The 26666-nt window shown below is 38.2% G+C and carries 29 protein-coding genes; 28 read left to right on the top strand and 1 reads right to left on the bottom strand.

Translation table 11 applies throughout. The features are described from left to right. The first annotated feature begins 129 nt into the window (after positions 1-129). The 28 genes from DV942_RS10990 to DV942_RS10855 all read left to right on the top strand — a co-directional run bounded on the left by DV942_RS10990 (position 130) and on the right by DV942_RS10855 (position 24449). On the top strand, positions 130-960 hold the full coding sequence (locus tag DV942_RS10990; protein ID WP_090984417.1) for a MotA/TolQ/ExbB proton channel family protein: 831 nt from the start codon (positions 130-132) through the stop codon (positions 958-960). A gap of 78 nt (positions 961-1038) precedes the next feature. Then, complete coding sequence (locus tag DV942_RS10985; RefSeq protein ID WP_090984413.1) at positions 1039-1656, top strand: biopolymer transporter ExbD; 618 nt, start codon at positions 1039-1041, stop codon at positions 1654-1656. Between the two features lie 3 nt (positions 1657-1659). Beyond that, a complete protein-coding gene (locus tag DV942_RS10980) occupies positions 1660-2166 on the top strand; it encodes an ExbD/TolR family protein (RefSeq protein WP_090984411.1) in 507 nt (168 codons plus the stop codon). A gap of 18 nt (positions 2167-2184) precedes the next feature. Next, positions 2185-3003, top strand: a complete 819-nt coding sequence (locus tag DV942_RS10975) for an energy transducer TonB (protein ID WP_145857479.1) — start codon at positions 2185-2187, stop codon at positions 3001-3003. Between the two features lie 6 nt (positions 3004-3009). After that, the gene (locus tag DV942_RS24215) at positions 3010-3237 is read left to right on the top strand and encodes a hypothetical protein (RefSeq protein ID WP_090984407.1); all 228 of its coding nucleotides are present in this window, start codon (positions 3010-3012) and stop codon (positions 3235-3237) included. Between the two features lie 7 nt (positions 3238-3244). Then, positions 3245-4150, top strand: coding sequence for a PstS family phosphate ABC transporter substrate-binding protein (locus DV942_RS10965; protein WP_090984405.1), 906 nt, complete (start codon positions 3245-3247; stop codon positions 4148-4150). A 78-nt stretch (positions 4151-4228) separates the two neighbouring features. Next, positions 4229-5950, top strand: a complete 1722-nt coding sequence (locus DV942_RS10960; RefSeq protein WP_090984403.1) for a tetratricopeptide repeat protein — start codon at positions 4229-4231, stop codon at positions 5948-5950. Between the two features lie 83 nt (positions 5951-6033). Beyond that, positions 6034-6405, top strand: a complete 372-nt coding sequence (locus tag DV942_RS10955) for an NADH-quinone oxidoreductase subunit A (RefSeq protein ID WP_090984401.1) — start codon at positions 6034-6036, stop codon at positions 6403-6405. Between the two features lie 242 nt (positions 6406-6647). Next, positions 6648-7190 carry an NADH-quinone oxidoreductase subunit B gene (locus DV942_RS10950; RefSeq protein ID WP_039472971.1) on the top strand — a complete coding sequence of 181 codons (543 nt, stop codon included), beginning with the start codon at positions 6648-6650 and terminating at the stop codon, positions 7188-7190. Continuing rightward, positions 7190-7690, top strand: a complete 501-nt coding sequence (locus DV942_RS10945; RefSeq protein ID WP_145857477.1) for an NADH-quinone oxidoreductase subunit C — start codon at positions 7190-7192, stop codon at positions 7688-7690. Before DV942_RS10950 ends, DV942_RS10945 begins: the two co-directional genes overlap by 1 nt. A 3-nt stretch (positions 7691-7693) precedes the next feature. Beyond that, positions 7694-8908, top strand: a complete 1215-nt coding sequence (locus tag DV942_RS10940) for an NADH-quinone oxidoreductase subunit D (protein WP_090984396.1) — start codon at positions 7694-7696, stop codon at positions 8906-8908. After that, the gene (locus DV942_RS10935) at positions 8901-9416 is read left to right on the top strand and encodes an NADH-quinone oxidoreductase subunit NuoE family protein (protein WP_145857475.1); all 516 of its coding nucleotides are present in this window, start codon (positions 8901-8903) and stop codon (positions 9414-9416) included. The genes DV942_RS10940 and DV942_RS10935 overlap by 8 nt, the downstream gene beginning before the upstream one ends. A 72-nt stretch (positions 9417-9488) precedes the next feature. Next, the gene (gene nuoF / locus DV942_RS10930; protein ID WP_090984392.1) at positions 9489-10856 is read left to right on the top strand and encodes an NADH-quinone oxidoreductase subunit NuoF; all 1368 of its coding nucleotides are present in this window, start codon (positions 9489-9491) and stop codon (positions 10854-10856) included. Between the two features lie 269 nt (positions 10857-11125). Next, entirely contained in the window at positions 11126-11479 is a 354-nt protein-coding gene (locus tag DV942_RS10925; protein ID WP_244950879.1) for an ORF6N domain-containing protein, read from the top strand. A gap of 73 nt (positions 11480-11552) precedes the next feature. Continuing rightward, positions 11553-12563 carry a 2Fe-2S iron-sulfur cluster-binding protein gene (locus DV942_RS10920; RefSeq protein ID WP_145857474.1) on the top strand — a complete coding sequence of 337 codons (1011 nt, stop codon included), beginning with the start codon at positions 11553-11555 and terminating at the stop codon, positions 12561-12563. Continuing rightward, positions 12563-13600, top strand: a complete 1038-nt coding sequence (nuoH, locus tag DV942_RS10915) for an NADH-quinone oxidoreductase subunit NuoH (RefSeq protein WP_134204253.1) — start codon at positions 12563-12565, stop codon at positions 13598-13600. The genes DV942_RS10920 and nuoH overlap by 1 nt, the downstream gene beginning before the upstream one ends. A gap of 2 nt (positions 13601-13602) precedes the next feature. Beyond that, positions 13603-14106 (top strand): NuoI/complex I 23 kDa subunit family protein, encoded by a 504-nt coding sequence (locus tag DV942_RS10910; protein ID WP_090504254.1) that lies wholly within the window; start codon positions 13603-13605, stop codon positions 14104-14106. A 129-nt stretch (positions 14107-14235) separates the two neighbouring features. Further along, on the top strand, positions 14236-14739 hold the full coding sequence (locus DV942_RS10905; RefSeq protein WP_090984387.1) for an NADH-quinone oxidoreductase subunit J family protein: 504 nt from the start codon (positions 14236-14238) through the stop codon (positions 14737-14739). Beyond that, positions 14739-15068 (top strand): NADH-quinone oxidoreductase subunit NuoK, encoded by a 330-nt coding sequence (nuoK, locus tag DV942_RS10900; RefSeq protein WP_055908793.1) that lies wholly within the window; start codon positions 14739-14741, stop codon positions 15066-15068. Before DV942_RS10905 ends, nuoK begins: the two co-directional genes overlap by 1 nt. Before the next feature lie 13 nt (positions 15069-15081). After that, positions 15082-16983: an NADH-quinone oxidoreductase subunit L gene (gene nuoL / locus DV942_RS10895; protein WP_403001900.1), complete on the top strand. Its 1902-nt coding sequence runs from the start codon at positions 15082-15084 to the stop codon at positions 16981-16983. A gap of 19 nt (positions 16984-17002) precedes the next feature. Next, entirely contained in the window at positions 17003-18466 is a 1464-nt protein-coding gene (locus DV942_RS10890) for a complex I subunit 4 family protein (RefSeq protein WP_145857472.1), read from the top strand. Between the two features lie 3 nt (positions 18467-18469). Beyond that, positions 18470-19840, top strand: a complete 1371-nt coding sequence (locus DV942_RS10885; RefSeq protein ID WP_134204252.1) for an NADH-quinone oxidoreductase subunit N — start codon at positions 18470-18472, stop codon at positions 19838-19840. Positions 19841-19887: 47 nt separating this feature from the next. Continuing rightward, positions 19888-20547 carry a DedA family protein gene (locus DV942_RS10880; protein WP_090984381.1) on the top strand — a complete coding sequence of 220 codons (660 nt, stop codon included), beginning with the start codon at positions 19888-19890 and terminating at the stop codon, positions 20545-20547. A 2-nt stretch (positions 20548-20549) separates the two neighbouring features. After that, positions 20550-21101: an inorganic diphosphatase gene (locus DV942_RS10875; protein WP_025146339.1), complete on the top strand. Its 552-nt coding sequence runs from the start codon at positions 20550-20552 to the stop codon at positions 21099-21101. 68 nt (positions 21102-21169) lie between these two features. Then, positions 21170-22525, top strand: coding sequence for a hemolysin family protein (locus DV942_RS10870; RefSeq protein ID WP_450091373.1), 1356 nt, complete (start codon positions 21170-21172; stop codon positions 22523-22525). Positions 22526-22533: 8 nt separating this feature from the next. Further along, the gene (locus DV942_RS10865) at positions 22534-23238 is read left to right on the top strand and encodes a 16S rRNA (uracil(1498)-N(3))-methyltransferase (protein ID WP_145857470.1); all 705 of its coding nucleotides are present in this window, start codon (positions 22534-22536) and stop codon (positions 23236-23238) included. 122 nt (positions 23239-23360) lie between these two features. Then, positions 23361-23945 (top strand): DUF4159 domain-containing protein, encoded by a 585-nt coding sequence (locus tag DV942_RS10860; RefSeq protein WP_186462482.1) that lies wholly within the window; start codon positions 23361-23363, stop codon positions 23943-23945. 3 nt (positions 23946-23948) lie between these two features. Beyond that, the gene (locus DV942_RS10855; protein ID WP_145857465.1) at positions 23949-24449 is read left to right on the top strand and encodes an acetyl-CoA carboxylase biotin carboxyl carrier protein subunit; all 501 of its coding nucleotides are present in this window, start codon (positions 23949-23951) and stop codon (positions 24447-24449) included. 220 nt (positions 24450-24669) lie between these two features. On the opposite strand, the gene DV942_RS10850 is transcribed toward DV942_RS10855, so the two are convergent. Next, complete coding sequence (locus DV942_RS10850) at positions 24670-26340, bottom strand: SUMF1/EgtB/PvdO family nonheme iron enzyme (protein ID WP_186462469.1); 1671 nt, start codon at positions 26338-26340, stop codon at positions 24670-24672. Positions 26341-26666: the final 326 nt, after the last annotated feature.

Below are 26666 nucleotides of genomic sequence, written 5' to 3'. Positions count from 1 at the left end.
TGTAATTTAAAATCAATTTATAAATTTGTTTTTCGCAACAATATCGAATATGAAACGTTGAGTGTAATACAAAAAGAACAAACAGCTAAAAATTAAAAACAAGAACTAAAACTAAAAATTCAAAAAAAAATGGCAAACGCACCAAAACCAGCAACTGTTAAAAAAGAGAGCTCTTCTAGTGCTTCAAATGTTTTCGCAACATTAGTTATTCCTATTTGTATCGTTATCGGATTCGTGATTTGGAAATATGTATTGGGAGATCCGTCGAACTTTATCGATAACAACAACGAAAACTTACCATTACCAAACAACTATCCAGGTACAGCTTACAAAGGAGGTCCTATTGTTGCCGTTTTGATTGGTTTATTATTAACAACAATCGTTTTCTCTATCGAGCGTTTAATCGTTATCGGTAAAGCCAGTGGTAAATCAAGCTTAGATACTTTCATTATTAAAGTAAAAGGTTTATTAAATTCAGGTAATATCGAAGCAGCTAAAGCTGAATGCGACAAACAACAAGGTTCAGTTGCTAACGTAATTAAATCTGGCTTGAAAAAATACAGTGAAGTTGAAGCGGATACTAATATGGATGTTGAGCAATCTATCGTTGCTATCCAAAAAGAAGTTGAAGAAGCTACAGCTTTAGAAATGCCAATGTTAGAGCAAAACTTAACCATCATCGCTACTTTGGTATCAATCGGTACTTTGATCGGTTTATTGGGTACAGTAACAGGTATGATCCGTGCATTCGCCGGTTTAGCTAACTCTGGTGCTCCGGATCAGGCAGCATTAGCGGTAGGTATCTCTGAGGCCTTGATCAATACCATGACAGGTATCTCGGTATCAACTTTAGCGATCATCATGTATAACATCTTAACATCTAAAATTGATAAGTTAACTTACGCAATCGATGAGGCTGGTTTCAGCATCGTTCAAACATACGCTAGTTCGCATAAATAAGAATTTTGAAAAAATTTTTACCGGCTTTATGGAAAACCGGAAAAAAGATCATCATTATTAAAACTAGTAAAAAAAATTATGCCTAGAATTAAAGTAAAAAGAACAAGTACAGTAACAGACATGACCGCAATGTGCGATGTGGCGGCATTGTTACTTACGTTCTTCATTTTAACTGCTACGGCAAGACAACCAGAACCCCTAGCTGTTTCTACACCCTCATCTACATATGAGTTTAAGGTGCCGGTAGAAAACAATGCGATATTGACCATTGGCCAGGGAAAAGTTTTCTTTGAAGTAGCAGGACCAAAAGTGAGAGAAAAAACATTGCAGCTGATGGGCGAACAATATGGTGTAAAATTTACGCCAGAAGAAACGGTTAGATTCTCAGGGATCGGAAGTTTCGGTGTTCCTATTCAGAGCTTAAAGCAGTTAATTGCGATGAACGCGGGCGACCGCATGAAACCAGGCATTCAGCCAGGTATTCCTGCTGACTCAACCGATAATCAATTAAATGCTTGGGTGCTAAATGCACGTAAGGCTACAAAAGAAATCAACAATCAGGATATGCGTATCAGTATCAAAGGTGATGCTAAAGAAGAGTATCCAGTTGTGAAAAAGATTATTGATGTACTTCAGAAGCAAAGTGTAAACAAATTTTTGTTGGTAACTAATTCTGAAGCTAAAAAGAAGAAATAAGAAATGGCAGAATTAAACACGGGCGGGAAGAAAGCCACGCCAAGGGTTGATATGACCCCAATGGTGGATCTAATGTTTCTTTTGGTAACTTTCTTTATCTTAACAACAGTAATCTCTACGCCACAAGCGATGGATATTGCAAAGCCGGATAAAAACGAGAAGTTACCTGAAAATAGATTAGAGCTGAAAGCAAGTAAAACGATGACCATTTTATTGGGTAAAAACAATAAAGTAGCTTGGTACATGGGAGTAGCTGGCGAAAGCGCACCAACAATTGAATCAGGTTCACAGATTGAAGATGCTATCGTAAAAAATAGAAAAGCAGCTGATGCTTCGGGTGTTGCGGGCGACTTCGTCGTACTTGTAAAACCAACATCAGGTTCTACCTTTCAGAACTTTGTGGATATTATGGACGAGTTAGAGATTCTTAAAGTAAAGGTTCGTCAGATTGATGATGATAATATCCTTGATAATGAGAAGCAGTTCATGAGAGAAAAGGGAATTTTATAATCAAATAAAACCAATTTTATGTCGAAGTTAGATATATTCAGAAAAGAATGGCTTGAAGTGGTTTTTGAAGATAAAAACAAAAGCTATGGTGCGTATCAATTGCGTAAAACCAATGGTGCTAATACTACAAGAGCCTTAATTATTGGATCTATTGTCTTCCTGATTTTATTTTTTACTCCAAAAATCTATAGTCTTATCAAAGGCTCAATGGATCAGCAAGAGGAACAGGTAAAAGCACAGGAAGTGATTTTAGCTCCACCACCACCGGTAAATCCGGAAACACCTCCACCGCCACCGGTAGAGCCACCGCCACCAAAGGTTGACCAGGTGAAAATGCCACCTCCAATTGTAAAACCTGATATTGAGGTTCGTGATGAACCACCTACGGTTGAAAAATTGAAGGAAGCTGATCCAGGTCAGAGAGATATCAAAGGTGATCCGACCGCAGAGATTAATATCGCTGAACCGGTAGGAGAAGGACCCAAAAGAGAAGCTGCTGTTGCGGTTGATGATAATAAAGTTTACGACTTTGTGAGTATCGAGAAACAACCAGAATTCCCGGGAGGTATCTCTAAGTTTTATGCCTACTTAGGTAAAGCAATAAAATACCCGCCAATGGCACAAGAAAACAACGTTCAGGGTAAAGTATTTTTATCTTTCGTTGTGGAAAAAGATGGTAAACTAACTGATATCACAGTTACCCGTGGTTTGGGTAGCGGAACTGATGAAGAAGCCATCCGTGTATTGAAAGCAAGTCCACGTTGGAATCCAGGTATCCAGAATGGTAAGCCGGTAAGGGTAAAATATAACATCAACGTTAACTTTACATTGAACTAATCGTAAATGTTAAATTTCGATATCTTTAAGCAAAAATCGCCTAAACAGCGGTTTTTGCTCATTTTAGGCCTTATCATGTTTATCTTTTATGTAATACTTGGTATCGCATTTGTATTTTATAAACCTATTGCACTTCGGTTGAGTGCCATTCCGGAATGGGGGCGGATTACAATTGGTATCTTCCTTATTATTTATGCTTTTGTAAGACTTTTAAGCCTTGGTAGGCGCGATTAATCATTTAATGAAAAAAATTCTTTTAATATTTTGTGTACTGGCTTTATTGGTTTCCTGCAAGCGCAAAAATAAGGCGGCTGCTGTTAAAGAAACGAGAACAAGTGGTACATTAAAAATATTGGTTGATGAAAGTGTTGGACCGATTGTTCAAAATCAGATCGATATTTTTAGTTTAGATTATCCGGATGCCAGATTTCAGGCTACAGTTAAACCTGAAGAAAAATTATTACCTGCTTTTTTGAATGATAGTGTAAGGGTAATCGTTTTGCCAAGATTGTTAACAAAGGCAGAAGAAAAATATTACAACCAACGTCAGATTAAAATCAATACTTCGCGTTTTGCTATTGATGGTATTGCTTTAATTACCAACGAAGGCAATATCGATAGTACAATTAACGTTAAAGAGGTTATTGATATTTTGCAAGGGAAGAAATCAGATAAAAAACTGGTATTTGATAATGCTTATTCCAGTACCTTTCAGTATTTTAAAGAGTTGGCCCATATCAGCCAGTTTCCAGCTACAGGTGTTTATTCAAAAAATTCTAGCAAGGAAGTAATTAAACTTATTGCAGAAGATAAAAATTTTATTGGTATTTTAGGCGTAAATTGGATTACGGGCAAAGATACAGAGCTGAGCGAATACCTTTCGAAGATAAAAGTGTTGGGTGTGAAGAATTTGAAAGGTAAGGCGGGAGATGATCAGTTCTATAAACCAACTCAAGATAACTTGATTAATGGCGTTTATCCTTTCTTGAGAAATATCAATATTATTGATTGCGAAGGAAGGGACGGTTTAGGCACAGGATTTGCAACATGGTTAAGAAGTCAGAGAGGGCAATTGATTGTACTTAAATCTGGACTTGGCCCACATAAATTAATGCCGAGACAAATTAACCTGACTAAAGGAAATTAAATTAAAAATTATAAATTGAACCACGAAGTAAATCTATAGAGGCACTTCATTTTTATTAAATAAAAAACAGGATATCCGATGAAAATTTTAAAGAAAGCAATAACCTTAAATGTAGGTTTGGTGTTGATGGGTTCTGCAGTTTTTGCTCAAAGTTTAAATGACGCGAAAAAAGCCATCGACGCGGAGCAATATCAAAAAGCATCATCAATGCTTAAATCGTTGGTGAGTTCAAAAGCTTCAGATGGTGATAATTATTACAATCTTGGTTTGGTTTATTTAAAAACCGGTTATATTGATTCAGCTAGGGCCGTATTTAACAAAGGGCTTACCGCTGATCCTAAAAACAACCTAAACTTAATTGGTTTGGGCGAAGCAGATTTATTATCTAATGATCCAACATCTGCAAAAACTAATTTTGATAAAGCTGTAGCATTGGCTTCTAAAGATTACAAAACTTATTTGTATATCGGTAGAGCTTATTTAGCACAGGACAAACCAAGTGATGATGTATCAAAACCTGACTTTACCAATGCATTAGCCAATATTACCAAAGCTGATGAATTGGATTCAAAAGATAAAGATGCTGAGGTTTTCCTGGCTCAAGGTGATGCTTACGCTTTACAAAAGAAAAACTCTGAAGCATTAGGCCCCTACATGCGTGTAAATGATGTTGATCCGAACAACAGGAGAGCTAAAACGCAAATCGGTAAGATGTATAAAGAATCCAGGGCTTTTCCTGAAGGAGAAAAAGAACTACAGGATGTAATTGCAGCTGATCCAAATTATGGTCCGGCTTACCGTGAGTTAGGTGAGTTATATTTACAATGGAGTAGCTTTGGTGTTGATAAAGAAAAAGCAGCAAAAGCAATTGAGAATTATAAAAAATACATGGATCTAACGGATAAATCGTTAGAGTCTCAATTGCGGTATGCTCAGTTCTTATTTTATGCGAAAGATTATAAAACATTAGAGCAAGTAGCTTCATCGTTACAGGTTCCTGCAAATGACCCTAAAGGTAATGTTGTTGCCAGGATGAAAGGTTGGGCAGCTTATGAAAATGGTAACTATCCTCAGGCATTAACAAGCTTGACAGAATTTTTTGCGAAAGAAAAGGATAAATCTAAAATTTTAGCTAATGATTACCTTTATTTAGGTAAAGCTCAGTTAAAGGCTGGACAGGATAGTTTAGGTGTAAATAATATTATTGAAGCAGCTAAAATCGATTCAACTAATGCAGATGCCTTGGCTGAAGCAGGTTTAGCGCTATATAAAGCTAAAAAATATGGTAAAGCTGCTGAAATTTATACTTTAGCAACTAAATATAATCCAAATGGTAAAGGTTCGTTAACCAATTACTACTATATTGGTCAAACCAGGTTCTTGGAAGGATATTTTGCACAAAGAGAAAAAAAACCTTTAAATACAGCTGCATTAGTTGAGGCTGATTCAGCGTTAAGTCACTTAAATAAAGTTTCTCCTGAATTTGCATTGGGTTATTTTACAAGGGCTAGGATTGCCAATCTTTTAGATGATAAGGCAAATCCAAAATATGCTTCAATTCCATTGTTTGAAAAGTATATTAGCTTGGTTAAACCAGAAGAACAGGCAGCCAATAAAACAAACCTTGTAGAAGCTTACGATTATCTTGGTGCGTATTATGCTGATAAAGATAAAGCTAAAGCTATTGACTTTTTAAATAAAAGTATAGCGCTAGACCCTCAAGGTCCTTTTGCGTCAGCGAAACTTAAAGAATTGCAGTCACCTGCTGCGGCTTCAAAAGCCAAAGGTAAAGGCAAATAATTTTAAAGTTAAATAATTTAGAAAAGGCAGAGTTTGGTTACTCTGCCTTTTTCTTTTACTTTTGCATCACTAAAATAAAAATTATGCAAGCGCAAAGTTCAGCTATAGATTTTTTACCAATTATATTTCAGGTAATTGTTGCTTTAGGTTTTGTAGTAACTACCTTGGTTGCTACCCACTTTTTAGGGCCGAAACGCAAAACCAGCGATAAACTGGAGACTTTTGAAGCGGGGGTAAAATCAATAGGTAATGCACGCCAGCCTTTTTCAATCAAATATTTCGTAGTAGCCATCCTCTTTGTATTATTTGATGTAGAGGTGATCTTTATGTATCCCTGGGCAGTTAACTTCCGTGCATTAAAAATGGATGGAATGATTGAAATGTTCATCTTTATGGGTACCTTGTTGCTTGGTTTTATCTACGTAATCAAGAAAAAGGTTTTAGACTGGAACTAATCAGTTCCCAGGTTTCAATTCGCAGTTATCAGTCCACAATTAGCGGTTAATTATCGCCAGTTTAATAACTGTAAACTGAAAATTGCCAGCTATAAACCGGGAGGTGTATCACTTACACTAACCTATAGCGGTTTTTTTATTTAGAAAGGTTCTAAATCAGGTAAAGCTCGCTTTTTTGCCTTTTAAATATTGTAAATTTGTTGCTCATTCTTTGAAGGGATGAGCATTTTTTGTTTATAAACATGAGTGAAATTAATATAGTTGATGCGCCTCCAGGAACCGAAGGGCCTGGCTATTTTGCCACCTCTTTAGATAAGGTGATTGGTTTGGCCCGGTCAAATTCATTATGGCCTCTACCTTTCGCAACTTCTTGTTGTGGGATTGAGTTTATGGCAACCATGGGTTCTCACTACGATTTAGGTCGCTTTGGTGCAGAGCGTTTGAGTTTCTCTCCCCGTCAGGCAGATGTGTTAATGGTTATGGGTACCATTGCGAAAAAAATGGCTCCGGTATTAAAGCAGGTTTATATCCAGATGGCAGAACCACGTTGGGTAATGGCAGTTGGAGCCTGTGCGAGTAGTGGTGGTATTTTTGATACTTATTCGGTATTACAAGGCATCGATGAAGTGATTCCCGTGGATGTTTATGTTCCGGGATGCCCGCCACGGCCAGAAGCCATTTTAGATGGTTTCCAGCGTATTCAGGATTTAGTGAAGAACGAGTCGGGCAGAAGAAGAAATTCTGATTATTACAAAGAACTCTTAGGTCAATACGGCATTAAATAATGAAAGAAACCACGCTAAATAACGACATACACGTTAAACTGACTGAAAAGTTTGGCGAAAAGGTTACTGCTGTTTCTGAGCCTTATGGTTTATTAACTTTTGTAACTTATAAAGATGTTATCGTAAATGTGCTTTCACATCTTAAAGAAGAATTAAAATTCAATTTCCTTACTGATATTACAGCGGTTCATTATCCTGGTAAGGATCATGGTATTGCAGTGGTTTACCATTTGCATAACATGGTTGAAAAAGTAAGGGTTAGAATTAAAGTGTTCATTTCAGAGCAGAACCCAACTATCCCTACGGCAACAACTTTATGGAAAGGTGCCAACTGGATGGAACGTGAAACTTACGATCTTTTCGGGGTTAAATTTGAAGGCCATCCTGATTTACGCCGTATTTTAAATATGGATGACTTGGGCGTTCACCCGATGTTGAAGCAATATCCCTTGGAAGATCCGAATAGGGTAGATAAAAAAGACGAATTTTTTGGAAGGTAAACTATGAATCATAACCATCCGGTATTTACAGATAACGACCCGCAAAGTGAGCTGGTAACCCTAAACTTAGGCCCAACCCACCCTGCAACCCACGGCGTTTTTCAAAATGTTCTGCAGTTGGACGGCGAACGTATTGTAAGCGGCGTTTCTACTATTGGCTACATACACAGGGCTTTCGAAAAGATTGCTGAGCATCGCCCGTTTTATCAGATTACACCACTTACCGACCGTTTAAATTATTGCTCTTCGCCTATTAACAATATGGGCTGGCACATGACGGTTGAGAAGTTGTTAAATATTCAGATACCGAAACGTGTAGATTATCTTCGGGTAATTATCATGGAACTTTCGCGTATTGCAGATCATATTATTTGTAATACGATTATCGGTCAGGATACAGGAGCTACCACCACTTTCCTATATCTTTTTCAGTTCCGTGAGCATATTTACGAAATCTTTGAGGAAGTATGTGGTGCACGTTTAACCACAAATATAGGGCGTATTGGTGGCTTTGAAAGAGATTTCAATGATATTGCCTTTGCCAAAATCGATAAGTTTTTAAAAGAATTTCCTAAAGCATTAAAAGAATTCGAAAATCTGTTAACGCGTAACCGTATTTTTATTGACAGAACAGCCGGTGTTGCAGAGGTGAGTAAAGAAACTGCTTTAGAATATAGCTGGACAGGCCCATTATTACGCGCAACAGGCGTGGATTATGATGTTCGTGTAAGCGATCCGTATTCTTCATATCAGGATTTCGATTTTGAAATACCTGTTGGTACAAGCGGTGATATTTACGACCGATATTTGGTACGTAATGAAGAGATGTGGCAAAGTGTCCGCATTATTGAACAGGCCGTTGTGAAGTTAAAAACAGAACCTAAAGGTATTTTCCACGCCGATGTTCCTGAATTTTACCTTCCTCCAAAGCAGGAAGTTTACAACAATATGGAAGCGTTAATCTATCACTTCAAAATTGTGATGGGCGAAATTGATGCACCGAAAGCAGAAGTTTATCACGCTGTAGAGGGTGGAAATGGTGAATTAGGGTTCTATCTGATAAATGATGGTGGCCGTACCCCATACCGTTTGCACTTCCGCAGACCAAGTTTTATAAACTACCAGATGTTTGCACCGATGAGCGAAGGCATGTTATTGTCTGACGCCATTATCAACATGAGTAGTATGAATATTATTGCAGGAGAATTAGATGCTTAAAGTAGAAGAACAAACACCTGTAGTGTTTTCATCAGAATTGCTGGCCAAATTTGATGAAGTAAAAAGCCGTTATCCAGAAGGAAAACAAAAATCAGCTTTATTGCCATTATTACATTTGGTGCAGGCTGAGTTTCTTTGGGTGCCTACTTCAGCTATGGATCAGGTTGCTGAATATTTAAACATTCAGCCGATCGAAGTTTATGAAGTAGCTACATTTTATACCATGTATTTTTTAAAACCACAAGGTAAGTATGCCCTGGAGGTTTGTCGTACCGGTCCATGTTGCCTGGTGGGTGCCGAGAAAATACTAAGTCACCTGGAAAACAAACTGGGTGTTAAGGAAGGAGAAGTTACTCCTGATGGTTTATTCAGCTTTAGAGGGGTTGAATGTTTAGCTGCCTGTGGCTATGGCCCTGTGTTACAGATTAGCCCGGAGTATACTTTCTATGAAAACTTAACTACCGAAAGTGTAGATAAATTGATTGAAGATTTAAAAAATAAGATTTGAGAAACTAGATTTGAGGTATGAGACCAGGCATTTGTCTGACCTCTCATATCTCACATCTCATATCTATAAATAATGAGCCGTAAATTATTACTTGAGCATATAAACGTACCGGGCATCAATACACTTGACGTCTATCGCCAGAAAGGCGGGTACCGTGCTGTGGAAAAAGCCCTGAAGACCTTAACCCCGGAAGAGATTGTAGAAGAGGTTAAAAAATCAGGTTTACGCGGTCGCGGAGGTGCAGGTTTCCCAACGGGAATGAAGTGGAGCTTTTTGGCTAAACCAGAAGGTGTTGCACGCTATTTGGTATGCAATGCCGATGAATCTGAGCCAGGAACTTTTAAAGACCGTTATCTGATGACTTACATCCCTCATGCGTTAATTGAGGGAATGATTGTTTCCAGTTTCGCTTTAGGTGCAAAGGTTTCTTACATCTATGTCCGTGGTGAGATGATGCCTCAGATCCGTATTTTAGAAAAGGCAATTGCCGAAGCTAAAGCTGCCGGATGGTTGGGTAAAAACATTTTAGGAACCGGATACGATTTAGAATTATACGTTCAACCGGGTGGTGGTGCCTACATTTGCGGCGAAGAAACTGCCTTGTTAGAATCATTGGAAGGTAAAAGAGGTAATCCACGCATTAAGCCACCATTCCCCGCTATTGCTGGTTTGTATGGTTGCCCTACTGTGGTTAACAATGTTGAATCTATTGCAGCTGTAGTGCCGATCATTAACGATGGTGGTGACGAATATGCCAAAATCGGTATTGGCAGAAGTACGGGTACAAAATTGATATCAGCATCTGGTAATTTAGTAAAACCAGGTGTTTATGAAATAGAATTGGGTTTACCGGTAGAAGAATTTATCTACTCAGATGAATATTGTGGCGGTATTGCCAATGGCAAACGCCTTAAAGCAACAGTTGCAGGTGGTTCATCTGTACCTGTTTTACCGGCTAACCTCACTTTAAAATTAGCTAATGGAGAGCCTCGTTTAATGAGCTATGAATCACTATCAGAAGGTGGCTTTGCGACTGGAACAATGTTAGGTTCGGGTGGTTTCATTGCTTTTGACGAAGATCAGTGTATCGTTCGTAATACCTGGAATTTTTCCCGTTTTTATCACCACGAAAGTTGTGGACAATGCTCCCCTTGCCGTGAAGGTACAGGATGGATGGAAAAAGTATTGCACAAAATTGAACACGGACATGGAACCATGGAAGATGTTGATCTATTGTGGGATATCCAACGTAAAATTGAAGGAAATACGATTTGTCCGTTGGGTGATGCGGCTGCCTGGCCGGTTGCCAGTGCGATCCGTCACTTTAGGGATGAATTTGAATGGCACATTAAGGAACCGGTGAAGAGCCAGAGCCAAAATTACGGTATTGCCAATTATGCAACACCGATTGAGAAAGCTCCGGTAGCGGAAGAGAAATAAAATCTTAAGGTCGCAATTTGCGATCAGTTGGATATTAATTTAAAACCTAAGATCACAATTTGTGATCTTAGAAAATAAACTTGTAAATGCCGAGGCAAGAGACATCAATAATTCCTAACGAGATAATTGTAAACAAAATTTATCTCTTTGGAGGAGTTAAGGTGATGTTAGATTCTGATTTAGCAGAACTCTTTGGTGTTGAAACTAAGTGATTAAAAGAACAGGTTCGAAGAAACATAGAAAGGTTCCCTAAACATTTTATGTTCGAATTGACAAAAGAAGAAAGTGAAGGCTTAAGGTCGCAAATTGCGACCTTAGAACAAGGAAAATATTCAAAGTATCTTCCGTTTGCATTTAGCGAGCATGGTATTTTGCAACTATCAAACGTTTTAAAAAGCGAACAGGCGGTAGAAGTAAGTATTAAAATTATTGATGTTTTTGTACAGCTTAGAACAATGGTTTTAAGTAACACAGAAATAAGGTTAGAAGTAGAAAAGATTAAAAAGAAGGTAGATAATCAGGATAAAAATATTGAAGTTATCTTCAGGTATTTTGATGAACTATTGGAACAGAAAGCACAACCAAGAAAAGAAATTGGTTATAAAATCCCGAAAGGGAAATAATAAATAAAAAAAGATTGCTTCGTGCCTCGCAATAACGGTAGAAGTTAAAAAAAGTAAAAGAATATCATTAACCATGAGTGAAAAAGTTAAGGTTACGATAGATGGGATAACAGTAGAGGTTGATAACGGAACAACCATTCTAAATGCTGCAAGGCAGATTGGAGGCGATATTGTTCCGCCAGCCATGTGCTATTATTCTAAACTGCAAGGCAGTGGCGGTAAATGCCGCACCTGTATTGTAAAGGTGACTAAAGGTTCGGAGAAAGATCCTCGTCCAATGCCTAAGTTGGTGGCTTCCTGCCGTACAACCGTAATGGATGGGATGGAGGTACTTAACATTACTTCACCGGAAGTTTTGGAAGCACGAGCAGGTGTGGTGGAGATCTTATTGATTAACCACCCTTTAGATTGTCCGGTTTGTGACCAGGCAGGTGAATGTGATTTGCAGAATTTGGGTTACGAGCATGGTTTACAAAAAACACGTTATGAGTTTGAGCGCCGTACTTTCGAACGGATAGATATAGGCGATAAGATTCAGTTGCACATGAACCGTTGCATTTTATGCTATCGTTGTGTTTTTACTGCAGATCAGATTACCAATAAACGTGTTCACGGTATCTTAAACCGTGGCGATCATTCAGAAATTTCTACTTATATCCAGCAGGCGGTTGATAACGATTTTTCAGGAAACGTAATCGATGTTTGCCCGGTTGGTGCTTTAACTGATAAAACGTTTCGTTTTAAAAACCGCGTTTGGTTTACCAAACCAGTTGATGCACACCGCGATTGCGATCACGAAAAGTGCAGCGGTAAGGTAACACTTTGGTATAAAGGTGCAGATGTTTTGCGTGTTACAGCCCGTAAAGATCAGTTTGGCGAAGTAGAAGACTTTATTTGCAATACTTGCCGTTTTGATAAAAAAGCAACTGCTGATTGGGTAATTGAACGTCCAACACACGTTGATGATACTTCGGTAATTGCATCTAACCACTACGAAACATTAAAACCTTTGCATGTAATTCAGCCAAATGAGGCTTTACAGGCTGCAAATGAAATTGAATTACATAAAACAGTTAAATACTAATGGATAGCGCTTTTGTTATAGAAAAATTTATCCTGGTAGCTGTAATTTTCGGCATCAGTTTAGTTATTGCCATGTATTCTACCTATGCTGAACGTAAGGTTGCTGCATATTTGCAAGATCGTTTAGGTCCGGATAGAGCTGGCCCCTTTGGTATTTTACAACCCCTGGCCGATGGTGTTAAAATGTTCATGAAGGAGGAGATTATCCCAGCTTCATCTAACAGGTGGTTATTTATCGTTGGTCCTGGTTTAGCATTACTTTGTGCCTGTATTGGTACCGCTGTAATTCCATGGGGTAGTCCAATGGAAATTGGTGGTAAAATTGTTCCGCTTCAGGTTGCCGATATCAACGTAGGTGTTTTATACATTTTTGGTGTAGTATCCTTAGGTGTTTATGGTGTAATGATTGGCGGATGGGCCTCAAACAATAAATATTCTTTATTAAGTGCCATTCGTGCGGCGTCACAGAATATCAGTTATGAGATTGCAATGGGATTATCAATCATTGCTTTGCTTTTAATGACTAATACATTAAGCTTAAAAGAAATTGTTGATCAGCAACATGGATTAAACTGGAACGTTTGGTACCAGCCACTGGGATTTTTAATCTTTATGGTTTGTTCTTTTGCCGAAACCAACCGTGCACCTTTTGATTTACCGGAATGTGAAACCGAGCTGATTGGAGGTTACCATACCGAGTATTCGTCAATGAAATTAGGATTTTACCTTTTTGCAGAATATATCAACATGTTCGTATCATCGGCAGTAATGGCAGCCTTATATTGGGGTGGCTATAACTATCCTGGTATGGATTACGTTGCTGCGCACTTAGGTCCAACCTGGGCGCCACTTATTGGTACAGCTGTTTTCTTTGGTAAAATTGTTATGTTCATCTTTTTCTTTATGTGGGTACGTTGGACAATCCCTCGTTTCCGTTACGACCAATTGATGAATTTAGGCTGGAAGGGTTTAATACCTTTGGCTATTGCCAATATTATAATAACAGGTATTGTGATTGCGATTATTGAGAAGTTTTAATTATGGAATCATTAAGTAATAAGAAAAAAGTACTGGAACAAAAGCCTTTGAGCTTTATGGAGCGGATGTACCTCCCGGCAATTGCCAAGGGCATGGGCATTACCATCAGTCACTTATTTAAAAAAGAGGCTACCGTAAGATACCCTGAAGTAGAACGCGAATTTTCGACCAACTTTAGAGGGATGCACTCGCTAAAACGTGATGAGAATGGTAAAGAACGTTGTACTGCCTGTGGCCTATGTGCTTTATCTTGTCCCGCTGAAGCCATTACCATGATTGCTGCAGAACGTAAGCCTGAAGAAAAACATTTATACCGCGAGGAAAAATATGCAGCCACTTACGAAATCAATATGTTGCGCTGTATTTTTTGTGGTTTATGTGAAGAAGCTTGTCCAAAAGAAGCTATTTACCTAGACGGCCCGATTGTACCTGCTGATTATTTACGTAAGGATTTTATTTACGGAAAAGATAAGTTGGTAGAGGCACCACTGGAAATGAAAAAATAAATAATGGTTCGTGAGGACACGAACACTATAACTAAGATAATGGTCATGCTGAATTATTTCAGCATCTTCTCTACAAGACCCTGAAATAAATTCAGGGTGACGAAAACATATTAAATAAATAAACAATTAATGAGTACACAAGTATTCTATTTCGTAGCCACATTAAGTATCATCTTTTCGCTGCTGGTGATTTTTGCAAAAAATCCAATCCACAGTGTATTGTACTTAATCCTTACCTTTTTTACCTTCACTGTTCACTATGTATTGCTAAACGCACAGTTTTTAGCAGTGGTAAACTTTATTGTTTACATGGGGGCAATTATGGTACTCTTCTTATTTGTACTGATGTTGCTTAACCTGAATAAGGACACCGAACCGAGTAAATCGCCGTTGATTAAAATCGTCGGGGTGATTGCCGGCGGTTGTTTGGTGGTTACCTTAATCGGTTCTTTAAAATCAGCAAGTATTTCCAGTCCATTGATTTTAAAAAATCCGGGATTGGGATTGGTAGAAAATCTTGGTAAGGAGCTTTTTGGCCCGTTCTTATTACCATTCGAATTGTCATCTCTATTACTATTGGCAGCAATGGTAGGAGCCGTTTTATTATCTAAAAGAGATGAGGTAGAAGCATAATGGAAAACTTAACATCACAACTTCAGGGCGTTCCGCTAAATCACTACATCTATTTAAGCGCCATTATTTTTTCTATTGGCGTAATCGGTGTACTTACCCGTAGAAATGCCATCGTAATCTTTATGTCAGTAGAGCTGATGCTTAATGCCGTTAACTTACTGTTAACCGCTTTTTCTGTGCATAGCAACGATCCATCCGGACAGGTTTTCGTATTTTTCATTATGGCCCTGGCAGCTGCAGAGGTTGCAGTTGGTTTAGCCATCATCGTTATGGTTTACAGAAATACAAAATCGATAGATATTAATGTTTTAAATCGCCTTAAGTGGTAAATATATAATAAGAATGACAATAGAACAATTGATTTGGTTGGTTCCGTTACTACCTTTTTTAGGTTTTGTAATTAATGGGCTGGGCAGAAACTCTTTATCTAAAGGACTTGTTGGCATCATCGGAAGTGGGGTAATCCTAGCCTCTTTTGTAATCAGCTTAGTTATTTTCTTTAGTTTACAAGGCGATACACAAAAATCTCACGAAGTATTTTTATTCGATTGGATCAGTGCAGGTGCATTGCACATTCCATTATCTTTTCTGGTAGATCCTTTAAGCGCTATCATGCTTTTGATCATCACCGGAATTGGTTTCCTGATCCATCTATATTCAACCAGTTATATGCATGATGATGCTGGTTTCGGTAAGTTTTTCGCTTACCTAAACCTGTTTGTGTTCTTCATGCTTTTATTGGTATTGGGTTCAAACTACATTGTGATGTTTATCGGTTGGGAGGGTGTAGGTTTATGCTCTTACCTGCTAATCGGCTTCTGGTACACCAATAGTGCTTATGCATCAGCAGCTAAAAAAGCTTTTGTAATGAACCGCATCGGCGATTTGGGCTTTTTGTTAGGTGTATTTTTAATCTTCAATACTTTTGGCAGTGTAGAATTTGCTAAAGTTTTCCCTCAGGCGGCTAATATGTTGCCAGGCAATGAAACTTTGATTTTAATTACGATTTTATTGTTTATCGGTGCCTGCGGTAAATCGGCTCAATTGCCCTTGTTTACCTGGTTACCAGATGCAATGGCCGGACCCACACCAGTTTCAGCGTTAATCCATGCTGCAACAATGGTAACGGCAGGTATTTATATGATTGCACGTTCTAGTGTATTATTTGATCTGGCACCGCTTACCCAGCACATTATTGCCATTATAGGAGCAGCAACAGCTTTAGTAGCCGCTATCATTGCCTTAACACAAACGGATATCAAAAAAGTATTGGCTTATTCAACCGTATCACAACTGGGATATATGTTTTTAGGTTTAGGCGTTGGTGCGTATACCGGTTCATTCTTCCATGTATTAACCCACGCATTCTTTAAAGCATTATTGTTCTTGGGTGCAGGTTCTGTAATTCATGCCATGCATCATGAACAAGATATGCGCCATATGGGCGGATTGAGAAAGAAACTTCCGGTTACTTTTTTAACCATGATGATCGGTACCATTGCCATTGCAGGTTTACCGCCATTCTCGGGTTTTTTCTCTAAAGATGAAATTTTGGCACATGCTTTCCAGGCTAGTCCGATACTTTGGGGAGTTGGGGTTTTAACCGCGTTTCTAACGGCGTTCTATATGTTCAGAATGATGTTCCTGACTTTCTCTGGAAAATACCGCGGAACACATCATGAAGAAAGCCACGTACACGAATCGCCAGCAGCGATGACTTTACCTCTGATTATTTTAGCTGTTCTTGCTGCAATTGGTGGAGCAATTAATCTTCCTCACGTTTTTGGTGGTAACGAATGGTTGGCCCATTGGTTATCAGGAGCAGGTGTTACACAGCATGAATTGGAGCTAAGTCACTCTACTGAATACTCATTAATGGCTGTTTCGGTTGCGGCAGCTGTAGTAGCTTTATTGTATGCTTATACCAGGTATGTTAAAGGAGCTCGGGTTCCTGTTGCTGATGAAGCGCCGCGTTCAGCATTGGCAAAACTATCCTACAACAAATTTTATTTAGATGAGATTTATGATTTCATCATTACCAAACCGTTGGATGCCCTATCAAGATTCTTTTACAGGATTATCGACAATAAATTTATTGATGGAATTGTAAATGGATTGGGATGGAGCACCAATGAAGCCAGTAAAGGTATTCGTTTATTGCAAAGTGGAAACGTAGGTTTCTATATATTTATGATGGTATTTGGTATCATCGCATTGCTATTGTATACATTTTTCTACATATAAAAAGGGTTCAAAATAAATAATGGAACAACTTTTACTACTTATATTTCTACCGCTTGCAGGTGCAATTATTACGGCACTTGCTGGTAAGTCGGCAAAGATCGTTTCTACCGTATTTTCGGTGGCTTCTTTAGTGCTGGCTTTGGTTATCGCCTGCAATTTCATTCCGGATGCAAGTACCCAGTTTGAGGTTAACCTGCCATGGATTGCTGATCTGGGGATTAATTTCCATGCAGGTATTGATGGCATTAGCCTGCTGGTGGTATTGCTTACCAATTTACTGGTACCGATCATCATTTTATCAAGCTACAACCATCAATATAAAAATCCGGCTGCATTTTATGCATTGATTTTATTCATGCAAACGGGTTTATTATTGGTATTTACCGCATTAGATGCTTTCTTGTTTTATATCGGATGGGAAGCGGCATTAATTCCGATCTACTTTATCTGTGCCATTTGGGGCGGAAAAGACCGCATCCGGATCAACATGAAGTTTTTTGTGTATACCATTGCTGGTTCATTGTTTATGTTGATGGGGATTATTTATCTCTATCTTCAAAACCCTGCGCACAATTTTAACATTCAGGCCTTTTATGCTTTAAATTTAGACAGTGCACAACAGGGATGGATTTTCTGGGCCTTCTTTATCGCTTTTGCGATCAAGATGCCGGTTTTCCCTTTCCATACCTGGCAGCCTGATACCTATACTGCAGCACCTGCACAAGGAACCATGTTGTTATCAGGTATTATGTTGAAAATGGGTATTTATGGTGTAATCAGATGGTTATTGCCAATTGTTCCGGCAGGTGTTCATGATTGGGGACAGTTGGCTATTATTTTATCAATCATCGGTATTGTTTATGCTTCGCTGATTGCTTTTACCCAAAAAGATGCTAAACGTTTAGTTGCCTATTCATCTATCGCTCACGTTGGATTAATATCAGCAGGTATCTTTGCTTTTAACCAGCAAGGTATGCAAGGTGCAATGGTGCAGATGTTGAGCCATGGTATTAATGTTGTTGGTTTATTTTTTGTTTTAGATATCATCTTCTCGCGTGTTAAAACCAATAAAATTGAAGAGTTGGGCGGAATTGCCAAAGTAGCACCTCAATTGGCAATTGCATTCTTAATTATCGTGTTGGGAACAGTGGCTTTACCAGGAACGAATGGATTTATTGGTGAGTTTTTATTGTTGATGGGTGTTTACAACTACGGTATCTGGGCTGCTGCCATTGCCGGTTTAACCATTATCTTTGGTGCGGTTTACATGTTGCGCATGTATCAGAATGTCATGTTGGGACAAACCAATAGCTTAACCATCACTTTTACCGATATCAAAGGAACCGAAAAATTGGTTCTTTATACCATATGTGCATTAATTATTGTTCTGGGTGTTTATCCAAAACCGGTTTTGCATTTAACAGAGGCATCTGTACAACATTTATTAGAACAGGTAAATCAAAAATTAAACACAGTAAATTAAGCAATGAATATTATTATAACCATTAGTATAACAGCTTTTGTAGTACTTTATGCAGGTTTGTTTAAGGCAAAAAAAGCATTACTACCACTTACCGTTGTTGGCTTACTTACTGCATTGGGATTTACTTTTTCTGCATGGAATGGTAATGCTGTTCATTTCGGAATGATGCAGACAGATAACTTTGCACTGGCATTTTCAGGAATATGTATTGTCGGTACACTCTTAATCTTCTTGTTGACACAGAACTATTTCCACGCCAAAAGCGATAACATAGCCGAGTATTATACCTTGATTCTTTTCGCACTAGCGGGTATGATCATGATGGTATCGTATAAAAATATGGCCATGCTGTTTGTAGGCTTGGAAATCATGTCGGTGAGTTTATACATTTTGGCGGGTATCCGTAAAACGGATTTTGCCTCTAACGAAGCTTCATTAAAATATTTCCTGATGGGGGCTTTCTCAACCGGTTTTCTGTTATTTGGAATAACCTTAATTTATGGTGCAACAGGCTCTTTTGATTTAGATAAAATACAGGCTTACCTGGTCAATAATCAGGCAGTTTCACCCATATTTTATCCTGGGGTAATTCTGATGATGATTGGCTTGAGTTTTAAGGTTGGTGCTGCTCCGTTCCACTTCTGGACCCCAGATGTATATGAAGGTGCGCCATCGTTAATTACCACTTTTATGAGTACAGTGGTTAAAACTGCAGGTTTCGCGGCATTCTTAAGGTTATTTGCTGATGCTTTTGCCCCACTCCACGAGTTTTGGGTTGCGCCATTGATGGTAATCGTTTGTTTAACTTTATTCATAGGCAATGTAACGGCGCTGTTCCAGAAGAACTTCAAGCGTATGCTGGCATATTCAAGTATTTCGCATGCAGGTTATTTATTGTTCTCGTTAATTGTACTAACCAAAAACTCAGGAAATAATGTGCTGGTTTATGCAGCGGCTTATACTTTTGCATCAATTATCGCCTTTGCCGTATTAATTTTGGTTAAACAAAAAACAGGTAGCGATAGCTTCGAGAGCTTTAATGGCCTGGCAAAACGGAATCCGTTGGTTGCATTGTGTTTAACCATAGCCATGCTTTCATTGGCCGGTATTCCTCTGACAGCGGGTTTTATTGGAAAGTACCTAATGTTCCTGAATGTAATGACAGAGTATAAAACCCTGCTTGTGGCATTTGCGATTTTAAATGCACTGGTTGGTTTCTATTATTATTTTAGGGTAATTGTAGCCATGTGGTTTAAAGATGGTGCCGAGACAGAGCTTTCAACACCTTCTCAATATAAAGTGGTTTTGTTGGTTTCTGTAGCAATAACATTGGTATTGGGTATTTATCCTGCAATTATTTTAAACCTCATATAGGTATGTTGTAGTTTAATAATTATTTGTAGTTTTACGAATAATTGAATATGCACGATTTTTGGAATAACCTGCATCAGCTACTTGATCCCGAGAAATTATTGAGGGAGGGCGGATTCTATTTAGTCGTATTCGTTATCTATGCAGAAACAGGGCTGTTTTTCGGCTTTTTCCTTCCTGGTGATTATTTATTGTTTTTGGCAGGAATGTTTGTGGCGACCGGCAAGCTGGATGTAAACATTGCAGTACTCCTGGCTGGGTTATGCGTAGCAGCCATTTCCGGAAATTTTACAGGTTATTGGTTCGGACGTAAAACTGGTCCGGTATTGTATACCAGAAAAGACAGTTTCTTTTTTAAAAAGAGATATTTAAAAGCCGCAAAGGAATATTATCAGAAACAAGGCGCCTTTGCGTTAATAATGGGAAGATTTGTACCTATTGTTAGAACTTTTGCACCGATTTTTGCAGGAGTTGTGAAACTGGATTTTAAAAAATTTGCTTTATATAATATATTGGGTGCCGTACTTTGGATCTGTTCCTTAACTTTGCTCGGTTATTTTTTAGGCAGAAGATTTGAAAAAGAAATCAACGATTATTTATTATATATTATTATTGGCTTTATCCTTATTACAACTATTCCATTATTAATTACCTTTGTAAAAAGTAAAGTAGTGAGTGGCACTGAAGAGGATAAAACAGATTTAAATTAAAAATGGCAAAAGACGATCATCACGCGTGGCATAGCGTATCTCCTGGACACAATGTTCCAGAAATTGTAAACGCAATTATTGAAATTCCTAAGGGCTCGAAAGCGAAATATGAAATAGATAAAGAATCTGGCTTGATTAAGTTGGACAGAGTTCTTTTTTCATCTGTTATGTATCCCGCAAACTATGGCTTTATTCCGCAAACCTATTGCGATGATAAAGATCCATTAGATATTTTGGTACTTTGTTCAGTAGATGTCTATCCAATGACATTGATTGAGGCGAAAGTAGTTGGTGTAATGCATATGGTAGATAATGGCGAGCAGGATGATAAAATCATAGCTGTCGCTGCTCACGATATGTCGGTAAATTATATTAACGATTTAGATGAGTTGCCTCCACACCAGATGAAAGAAATTGTTCGTTTCTTTCAGGATTATAAAGCATTAGAAGATAAAAATGTAACTATCGAACATTTACTTGGTGTTCGCTATGCGCATAAAGTAATAAAAGAAAGCATAGAACTTTATAACACAACATTTAGAGAATTAGCATAATGGATTTACCCACGGTCTGTTTGTTTTTAAATTTAGAGCTTAGTGCAATCCTGCCTACAAACGGAGTTTTGGCTGCGGTACAGGAAACTGATACCACTGCTGTTGGCTGGAGATTATTCCTAGCGTTATTTTTGGTGTTGCTTAACGGATTTTTTGTTGCAGCAGAGTTTGCAATTGTAAAGGTTAGGGCATCACAGATTGAAATTAAAGCAAAAACAGGCAGTCGGGTTGGCAAAATGGCCAAAGGGATTATCCATAATCTCGACGGATATTTAGCCGCCACACAGCTAGGTATAACGCTTGCATCACTTGGCTTAGGTTGGGTAGGTGAAGGCGTTATGCATACCATTTTTAAGAATCTCTTCGATAGTTTAGAATGGGGTTTAAGCGATGCTTCTATTCACACTGCATCTACAATTGTAGCCTTTTCGCTCATCACAATCATGCATATCGTCTTTGGAGAATTGGCACCGAAATCTTTCGCTATCCAAAGGCCTGTAGCCACAACGCTTTTCGTCTCTGTACCGCTGCAGCTATTTTACGTGGTATTTAAACCTTTCATTTGGACACTGAACAGTCTTGCTGCCATTATTCTTAAACCATTTGGCATTGACACATCTGCTGGTCACGAGTCAATCCACAGTACCGAAGAGTTACAGTATCTGCTTGATCAGGGCAAAGAAAGCGGTGCATTGGATAATAACGAACATGAGCTGATTAAAAATGTATTTGATTTTAATGAGCGTGTGGTAAAGAACATCATGGTACCACGAACGAAAATCTCTGGTATTGAGCTAACTTCCCCAAAAGAAGAAGTGATAGATACGATTATTAAGGAAGGATATTCGCGTTTGCCTGTTTACGATGATATTATGGATAAGATTGTTGGAATTATCCATGCGAAAGATATTTTACCTTTAGTTGCAGCAGGTAACCAGCACTGGACATTAAAAGATATCATCAGAAAACCATATTTCGTTACCGAAACCAAAAAAATTAACGATCTGATGAGCGAGCTGCAAAGTAATCGCATACAGATTGCGATTGTATTAGATGAGTTTGGAGGTACAGCGGGTATGGTTACCTTAGAGGATATTGTAGAAGAGCTGGTAGGAGAAATACAAGATGAATACGATGAAGAAAAACCATTGGTAGAAAAGGTTTCTGATAATGAATTTATCGTAAATGCATTTGCCACCGTGTATGATGTGAACGAATATCTACCTCACGATTTACCAGAGGATGAAGATTTCGATACTATTGGCGGATTGGTTTCCCATATTTTCGAACGTATTCCGGAGGTGGGTGAAAGCAACGAATCATATGGTTACCTGTTTACCATCTTAAAAAAGACAGAGCAAAATATCGAAACCATTAAATTAGAACTGGTAATCAATAAAGAAGATATGGTTGATAATCATTAATTTCAACAATGCATATTTTTTATACACCGGATATCACCCAAAATTCTTATACGCTAAACGAGGAAGAGAGCAAACACTGTGTTAGGGTGCTTAGGCTAACCATTGGAGATGTTGTTAATTTAGTAGACGGGAAAGGTGGCTTTTATACTGCTGAAATTGCCTCCGATAATCCAAAGAAGGTTTCTTTGTCTGTTTTAAAGGTAGAAACGGAATTTCATAAAAGAAACCATTATTTGCATATAGCTGTTGCACCAACTAAAAATATCGATCGGATAGAATGGTTTTTAGAAAAAGCTACAGAGTTGGGCATTGATGAAATTACACCTGTTATCACTGATCGGTCGGAGCGAAGGGTAGTTAAGGAAGATCGGCTTAATAAAGTCATTACATCTGCCGTAAAACAATCTATTAAAGCTTATCATCCTAAATTAAATGATGCCATCTCTTTTGAAGCTTTTTTAAGGGAACCTTTTGATGGCAATAGGTTAATTGCGCATTGTATCGATAAGGGAGAAAAACAATATATATCCAAACTGGTTGCTCCGCATCAAAAGTATTTAATTCTTATTGGTCCTGAAGGGGATTTCACACCAAATGAAGTTGATTTAGCTTTGAACAAAGGCTTTAAAGCATTAACTTTAGGTGATAACAGGTTGCGCACAGAAACTGCCGCTTTATCTGTTTGTTTTGAAATCAATTACCTTAACCGATAGTCAGTTTGAAGTTTTCAGTTTTCAATTTTCAGTTTTCAAAAGGTGTAAAGTTTTTAACTTTAAGCTTTAGTCTTTTAGCCATAAGCTTAGGCCTTACTGCTTTTATTCCGCCCACTTACCGTATGGCTAAATTAAAGTATGATGGCGGCGGCGATTGGTATGCAGACAGAACAGCTTTACCCAATTTAATTGCCTATTGTAATGCCAATTTGAAAACTAACTTTTATCCTGAAGAAAGTATAGTAGAAGCAGGATCGAGAGAGATTTTCAATTATCCGTTTATTTACATGACCGGACATGGAAATGTTGTTTTCAGCGATCAGGAAATCAGAAACTTGAGGCAATACCTTACAGGTGGCGGTTTTCTTCATATAGACGATAATTATGGCCTGGATAAATTTATAAGGCCGCAAATGAAAAGGGTATTTCCTGAACTTAATTTTGTAGAGTTGCCAGCTAACCATGCTATTTATAATCAAAAGTTTAAATTTCCCGGAGGCTTACCCAAAATTCATGAGCACGATAATAAACGCCCGCAAGGATTTGCTCTAATTTACAAGGGTAGGATAGTTTGTTATTATACCTATGAATGCGATTTAGGGAACGGCTGGGAAGACTTTGGTGCTTATCCTGAAGATACGCAGGAAACACGAACCAAAGCGTTAAAAATGGGTGCAAATTTAGTACAGTATGCTTTAACACAATAATCCATGTATAAAGTAAAAGTAAACGAGCAGTTTTTATTTGAGGTTGAGAACAAGGATTCATCTTTTTTAGTGAATGGAGAGCAGATTCAGCTCGATCTAAGTACAATCGGCCAGGGCAATACACACGTGTTATACCAAAACAGGTCTTTCAGTACGGAACTTGTTGACATCAACAAAAGTGAAAAAACCTGTAAAATAAAGGTAAATGGAAATATTTATCAGATCAGTATTGAAGATCAGTTTGATGTTTTACTAAAGCAACTTGGTCTGGATAATTTGACCACTAATAAAGTTTCTGAGATTAAAGCCCCTATGCCTGGTTTAGTATTAAAGGTTTTGGTTAACGAAAATGCCGAGGTTAAAAAAGGAGATAACCTTCTGGTGTTGGAAGCGATGAAAATGGAGAACATTTTAAAATCATCAACCGATGGGGTGCTTAAAAAGATCTTGGTTAAGCAGGGGGATAAAGTAGAGAAAAATCAGATTTTGGTACAGTTTAAATAGTTAGGCTCGTTCACGCTAAGCTATTTGTTGGTGTCGTCACCCTGAACCGAGCATTAGCGAGCTAACCGAAGGTAATTTATTTCAGGGCCGTTTCTCTTGAGTAGATAGATCTCTCCATTTCACTGAGTTTCAATCGAAAGGCCAATTACGGCAGTTAATGACTTGTCTAAAAAATATGCCCCATAAAAAAGTCCCGATCTGGTGTCGGGACTTTTCTTTTTTATCTACCTCTACTCACCCTGTAAGGCTTTTGTGGAGGGTTTTTGAAACTTCTTTTGCCTGCAGTACTAATTTCTGGTGCACCCAGCATGGTCATGGCACAACGGAAACCTACTTCAGCCGATGATTCATCTTGTTGCATAAAACGACGCGTTGCAGGGTTTAACCAGTAAGCCATATCATTCCATGAACCACCTTTATACACTCTTGATTTATCGTTTACCAGTGTTACACCTTCCTCATTTAACAACGTATTTTGTCTGTCGCGATAGCCTCTTTGATCGGCCTGATAACTGGTTGAAGCTACCGGCGATTGTGGATCAGTCGATTTGGAAATCGAATCAGCACGTTTCGCTTGTGCCTGTTTTTCGGCCCAGGTTTGTTTTCTTCCGGAATAGGCATTTTCTTTAATCGGATTACCATATTTATCCAACGCAATTTTTCCACTTTGTGGGTCTGCTAACTTTTTGTTGGTAAAATAGTTACCACGGTAAGGGTTAAATGCGTCAGCATCAGTAAAAGTACCGGTTCTGTAAACATCATTTACCCACTCGTTTACGTTTCCTGCCATATTATATAAGCCGAAGTCGTTTGGCGCGTATTGAATAACCGGAACTGTTAAATCTCCTTTATCGTTCAATGAACCGCCAACCCCCATATAATCTCCAGGCGCTCTTTTAAAGTTCGCCTGAATCATACCTCTGGTTTTCTTTTTGGCAGAACTAACACCTAAGCCATTCCATGGGTAAATTTTATTCTGATTGATATTCTCATATTCCGTATTACCGATCAAACCCAAAGCAGCATATTCCCACTCAGCCTCAGTTGGTAGGCGGTACGGCTGCATAATTACCCCATCTTCTAAGGTAGCAGTTCTCCTTGGCTGGTTATTTTTACCTGTACCTCCTGCCGTTCCACCAGCTGTGGTTGTGGTAGCACCAGCTTTAGTATTATAATCAATAAACGCATTTCTGCCTTTATCATCATACTGGCCATTTAAATAGGCATCTGTATTGAAAGGTTTATCGGGTCTGGGTGTTGCAGGGTCGCCAGCTTTAGCTTTTCCGTTGCCGGCAAGCGTTTTATAATCAGTTAAGATTCCTTTTTCACGTAAAATAAATTCGTTCGCTCTTGAAGTTCTCCATTCACAATAACGTGAAGCCTGTTCCCAGGAAACACCCACTACAGGATAATCACGGTAAGCAGGGTGTCTTAAATAGTTATCTACATAAGGTTCATTATAAGATAATGCCTGGCGCCAAACTAAGGTGTCAGGAAGCGCATTATAATAATACTCTTGATCTTCAGGATAATTGTACCTGATCCAGTGAAGGTATTCTAACCAGTCCGTATTTGATACCTCAGTTTCATCCATATAAAAAGATGGTACGGTTACCTGTCTTTTATAATTATAGATATTGGGCTCAACACCTGGTACTTCAATGGCACTACCGCCAACAACTAAAACCCCGCCCTCAATCGGAATTAAACCAGGGCCTGGTGCCCTTTTATATTGGGTAGCTACCGCAAAAGCACCAGATTGGTTGTTTTTGCTTTTCCTATTTGCATAAGGAATGCCTGTTTTGCTGGAACTCGCGCTTTTTGAGCTACAACCCGAAAGGACGACGGCTAATGACAAACAGGTAAAAGAATATAGTATTAGTTTTTTCATAAGAAGCGACTGGATATAACCTAATGGCCTTTTAACCGATAAAATTAAACAAATTTTAACTGAATATATAAATAATGTAGGAATAAAAATAGCTAATATTTTTTGATCGAATAACGCGTTACTTTAAATTTATGGCTATGTATTTCTTTTAAACGAAATTATCGTTAAATAATTATAAATAAGCAAGATAAAATTATTGGCTGGTAACTTTACATGCCTTTATAAGTTGTATAAAGTTTATCATATTATATATTGATCATGAATACAAGATACGATTGAAGCAACTTATGATAAACATCACAAATAAATTAATGTTTAAATACATA

Source organism: Pedobacter suwonensis (genome assembly GCF_007833675.1).
GTDB lineage: Bacteria > Bacteroidota > Bacteroidia > Sphingobacteriales > Sphingobacteriaceae > Pedobacter > Pedobacter suwonensis.
This window is presented reverse-complemented; position numbering and strand designations above follow the sequence as displayed.